This window comes from Moorena sp. (assembly GCF_982860115.1).
Window position 1 is genome coordinate 1 of record NZ_CEYLVT010000344.1, and the last position, 5,516, is coordinate 5,516.

Below are 5,516 nucleotides of genomic sequence, written 5' to 3' on the forward strand. Positions count from 1 at the left end.
TTGACTCAAGCCGATTATAGTGAATTGGGGGGAGTAATGCGATCGCTAACTCAAAGGGCAGATGAAGAATATCAGAAGCTAGTTCAAGAAAATCCCGCTTATGACCAAGTGATCCGTCATGTGATGCTGCGGATGGTGGCACTAGGTGGGGGTGAGTTAGCCCGTAGGCAAGTACCTTTATCGGAATTGGAATATCCGCCTCAGAAAAATGATTTAGTCAAGGAAGTAATTGAGGGTTTTAGCACAGCACGGTTATTAGTAGAAGGACAAGATGCTGAGGGGAATCCCTATGTAGAACCAGCCCATGATGCTTTAGTGCGGGGATGGCAAAGATTGCTGGGATGGAAGCAAGAGGAGGAGGAAAATTTACTTCTACAACGGCGGTTGACTACCGCAGCCCAGGAGTGGGAAAGCCAGCAGACGGCAAGGTTTCTTTGGCATACTAACCCACGTCTGGATTTCTTGAAAAAGGTACTCAATTCTGAGCATAACTGGCTTAACCAAGTAGAAGCTGAGTTTGTGCGCCGTAGCGTCCGGCGAAAAAGCTTAAATACTCGTCGGAATTTGGGTGTTGCGATCGCAGTTATGCTAGGGTTAGTATTCTCCTTAATTGGTCAGAAATATGCCCTGATCGGTCAAATTAAGGCTGATCGGCAAACAGCCGAAGCCAAGTTACAATCAGATCAAGATTTAAACGCTTTGCTTGCCAGTTTACGGGCAGCAACATCTCTTCAAGATTGGCCGGTATACTTATCCTTATTCAAGCCAAACAGTCAGCTTAAAACTGAAGTGTTACAAACTTTGCGAAAGGTATTCTATTCAACTAGAGAATATAACCGCAGAGAAGTGCCTCAAGGTTTTAAAAAGATGTTTTTTAACTGTGATGGTACGTTAATGATTGCTACAGAGAAGGGTGGTACTGTCCGCTTACAAGACTTCCAAGGCACACAACAACCCAAAATATTTCCAGGACATCAGGGCAACGTAGAACTTGATGTTAGTCCGGATAGTCGCTTATTAGCAACAATTGACCAGAAAGATCATGTTCGAATTTGGAACTTAGAAAAAAAACAGGAAGAACAATCCCAGCGTGAAAACTGTAATTCCTTTACAAATAATTTAGATGAAAAAGGGATCAGTTTCAGTCCTGATAGCAAAAAGCTTGCAGCCTATCTAAGGGGACATTTGGGCAGCAATCCCATGGGCAGCAATCCCCGTAGCATCTGGTGGTGGGAAAAGGGACATAAACTAAAGCGATGGGAACAAAAAGGCTATGATATTATTTCTATTAACTTTAACTATAAGAATGAGCTAGTAGCAGTTACTAGCAACTCTTACGATACCTACCATACCCTCAGGTTTTTGGACTACAGGAGTGGTAAGCATTTGGTAAAGTTTCAACAAGAAATTTATTATCTTCCATTAGTGGAATATCCGGTTTTTAGTCCTAATGATGACTACTTAGTAGGATTGTGGGGTGAGAATACAACCTTTGCCTACTTTTTATGTTTAGTTTGCAAATCAGGTAACAATTATAATGAGGATGATTTGCAAAATATAAGTGAAGCTGGCAGTATCATTTTTGATACCAAAGGTCGTCTGATTATTGGGCAAAAAGATGAGGGTATTATTAGTGTTTATGATCCTGATTTAGAATTATTGGAGTTGGAATTTAAACTGAAAGGCCACCAAGGTGGTATTGGTGAGGTTATTTCTAGCTCGTCGAACGGCAGACAACTTGCTAGTTTAGGTGGTAATGATAATACCCTGGTCTGGTGGAAACTAGATCAGAAGCCATTAGAGGAGTTAGAGCTAATTCCGAATTTAAAAAGTATCAGCATCAGCCCCGATGGTAAGCAACTAGCTGTTGTCGGAAATGATGACACTATTCGTCTGTTGGATTTGACGACTGGTAAGGTGTTGAAGCCATTTCCCGATCTTAAAACAACAATAAGGCAAATCATTTTTAGCCCTGATGGTACACAATTGGCTGTATTGCATGAAGATAATACGATTCGCTTATTGGATTTGAAGGGCAAGGAGTTGTATGAAGAATCTCAAAAATTTATTAATAAAACAATTAGCCAGCTTCTTTTTAGCCCTGATGGTGAAGAATTGGTTGTTGTGGAGAACGATATTACTGTAGATAATAATAATAGTACTCCCCATCGGTTGAATTTGAACAGTAAAATCTGGAACACAGAATCTGAGCAGATTGGTGAAATCGCTTTTAGATCCGATGGCAAGCTGTTAGTGGCGCAGCAGGATTACGAAGCAGTCGCGATTGAGATAAACTATGAAGAGATAGGTAATATCTTTTTAAAAGACTTTGAGTCTGGTGAGGAATTAGTTAAGTTTAAGGGTGCTAATAACAGCTTTGATAGTATCGGTTTTAGTCCCAAGGGTGGCTTAGTCGTTAGTGCGGAGCGGGGTGATTCGGATGATGAGGGTAAGATCCGTGTATGGGATATGTCAGGAAAATTATTGACTACTTTTGAACATGGGCATCAAAGTAAAGTTACAAGTATAAGTCTTAGTGCTGATGGCAGCTTACTAGCCACTCTTGACGAATCCGGAACTGCCAAGTTATGGCGTATAGGAGGATTCGATGAACTAATAGTCAAGGGTTGTGATTGGGTGCGAGACTATCTTAGTAACCCCAATGTTGACGAGAGGGATCGCAATCTCTGCAAAAATGTACCCCGTCTTTAATCATTTGGCCTATATAGGGTTTATAAATGAAATGAAACAGCCCTACCCTTATTAAGGGAGACCAACGGGGGATCTGAATCAGGCATTAACAAAACTGAAATGCGACATTGGAAAGTATTATCCCGATTTATTCTGTTCATCCTCTCAGCAGTGATCGTACTGCTGAGCTCTGCCCTACCCAGTAGTCTTCTTGCCTCTCAAGCTGCTAGTCCTCTTGCCCAAGTACGCATCAAGAGCGAAACAGTAATAGGTCAGCAGGATTTTTTCCGAGTTGGCAAATCCCAAAAAGGTCGTTGGTGGTTCATTGACCCCGATGGCAAACCCTTCCTTTACCGGGGTGTCACCTCCGTCAACTTTGGCTATCCTGACCCCTATGTTCCGGTTGTCGAAGATAAATATGGTCAAGACCCCGCTGCATTTCGGGAAGCTACCTTTGAGCGGCTGCGAAGCTGGAATTTTAATGCCCTAGGAGCATGGACACCACCTCAATTGTGGGATCAGGGTATGCCCTACACAGTTATCCTAAATTTCGTCAAAGCTGCTCCAGACAGCGAACTTAGGGTTGATGACAAGAAGCTAAAGTTACCCGATGTGTTTGATCCGAAATGGATTGAAGGGATTGATGCTAAAGCTAAAGAAATCGTAGCACCGGTGGCAAGTAGTAAGCTGCTAGTGGGATATTTTACTGACAATGAACTTAATTGGGCACACGCGGAAACACGAGACCGAAAGGTTAACTCAGAGTTGTTGTTGACCAATAACGCTAAGGCATCTTTACTACAATTTTGCCTTAGCCTCAATCCAGAAAAACCAGCCTATAGTGCTGCCTGGGATTTTGTTTTAAACCGCCATGGTAATAGTCTAGAGCAGTTAGCTAAAGATTGGCAGGTCCCGATTGAATCTAGAGACACGATTAAAGAATGGACTAAGACAAAACAAGGGATTGTTTCTAAAGGCTACTTAGTGGATCAGAATGGGTTTCAAGCAGAATTTGCTCGACGCTATTTTCAGGAAACTGCAGCAGCAATTCACCGCTATGACCACAACCATTTAATCCTGGGATGTCGGTTTGGGGCTCCTCCTTCTGATGCTGTATTTTCCGCCATCAAAAGACCTTGGGTAGATGTGGTATCTGCTAACAATTATCGCTACGACATGTATGAGCGGATAGACCTATACTACCAAGCTACAAAATTGCCAGTCCTCAACAGTGAGTTTAGTTGGGGACACACCAGGTTTACTCAACGAGCCTTACCCGATGAACCAGAAGACGGGTTTTCCGAAAGGTCACGGATGATGCGTAATGGCGCTAAGTCCTTAGCCAGGGCTTTGACTCATCCCGCTCTTGTCGGTTATACCTGGTATCGTTGGGTAGATTTGCCCGGTCATACACCCCCGATTAGTTTTGGTCTGGTCACTATTAAGGATGATCCCAATCTTTCCCATACAACCTTACTCAAGCGATTGAATGCTAGAGCTGATGCGATCGCGACTACAGCAAAGGGAATAGGGAACAGGGAATAGGGAACAGGGAGTAGGGAATAGGGAATAGGGAGTAGGGAATAGGCATGCAGCACGTAGCGCATAAGCTGATAGCTGATAGCTGATAGCTGATAGCTGATAACTGATAGCTGACTGCTTAACTATTTACTTGCTGTAATAAAAACAAAACGGTCAGGAAATTCAAGGATAGATTGTTGAGCATATTTTTCTGAGATTTCTGCTAAACCTTCCTCTAACTGTTGATCATCAAAGAATGACAGTAAGGACATATAGCGATTTGCTACCATTTTCAAGTATTGTTCTTTAGGAATGGACTGAAGATATTCAACAAAATCAACTGAGACGTTGAAGCCGACTTTTTCTAGTAAACTAGTTAGATCCTTATAGTTGGGCTGCCCTCTTTCATATCGCTCTAAAGCTTCCTTGAATAAAGGATACTCAATAGTTGGAGGCAGAAGGATTAGCAAGAAAATTCCTCCACTAGTTAGCTTTTCAAACAAACTACTAAATAGTAATTCTTTATTGTCTATATGATGAATGGCTTCCTTCATGTAGACCTTATTATAACCTGAGGTTTCAGAGACAAAAGTAATCGCATCTACCGGTCTAATTTGGTATTGGGGGCTTAAGGGTATTTGTGAGAGCATCTCTTCAGAAGGATCCACGCAGATAATCGGATTATCTAACTGTATTTCCTTCGGAATTGCTTGGGTAAAAAGCCCTGTGCCGCAGCCTAAATCAACAAGATAATCTGTTGAATTTAACCGTAAATATTCAATTATTCTTAACCCCATAAATCTAATGTAGTCTTCTGAGTAACTCCACAAATCATCATAGATACTCCCGATTCTTTTATAGTGTTTTGGATTTGAGCTACTCATGGTTTTAATTGCTATTGTTATGTATGATTATCGATACTTTTGGTTTAACTGAATAGTAAGCATTCAGCTATCAGCCGTGAGCTTTTGGCTCACGCTACTTGAGGTGCCGTCAGCTAATCAATGGGAGATAGTAAACAAGCATCGGGGGTGCTGATACTACTGGTTTAAAATCCCTGCTAGTTTTAGTACTCCGACACCATGCAGTTAAAGCGCCTGATAGCTGATAGCTGACGGCTGAATACTTACACTGAAGAATTCCTCAATGGGAGATAATTCAGGGTTATGAGAATTATATAGGGTTTGTATTTGAGATGTAAACCTGTATGGTCTTTTTTTATTGTCCAATAAAACTGAGGTTTTCTTTCGCCTATTGCCTATTGCCTATTGCCTATTGCCTTCCCCTCCTGGGAGGGGTTAGGG

General features: G+C 41.9%; 3 protein-coding genes. 2 read left to right on the forward strand and 1 reads right to left on the reverse strand.

Annotation, left to right across the window (positions count from 1 at the left end):
- The coding region (locus AC4II3_RS30870) for a WD40 repeat domain-containing protein (RefSeq protein WP_490723005.1) at positions 1-2,712 on the forward strand (2,712 nt) is incomplete at its 5' end.
- Between the two features lie 99 nt (positions 2,713-2,811).
- Positions 2,812-4,236: a hypothetical protein gene (locus AC4II3_RS30875; RefSeq protein WP_488016041.1), complete on the forward strand. Its 1,425-nt coding sequence runs from the start codon at positions 2,812-2,814 to the stop codon at positions 4,234-4,236.
- Positions 4,237-4,355: 119 nt separating this feature from the next.
- Here AC4II3_RS30875 and AC4II3_RS30880 read toward each other — a convergent pair whose 3' ends face one another.
- On the reverse strand, positions 4,356-5,096 hold the full coding sequence (locus AC4II3_RS30880) for a methyltransferase domain-containing protein (protein ID WP_488016039.1): 741 nt from the start codon (positions 5,094-5,096) through the stop codon (positions 4,356-4,358).
- Positions 5,097-5,516: the final 420 nt, after the last annotated feature.

What these genes read in the sequence shown, in the direction of transcription:
- AC4II3_RS30875 (WP_488016041.1), top strand. Translation starts at nt 2,812, where the DNA reads ATGCGACATTGGAAAGTATTATCCCGATTTATTCTGTTCATCCTCTCA.
- AC4II3_RS30880 (WP_488016039.1), bottom strand. Translation starts at nt 5,096, where the DNA reads ATGAGTAGCTCAAATCCAAAACACTATAAAAGAATCGGGAGTATCTAT.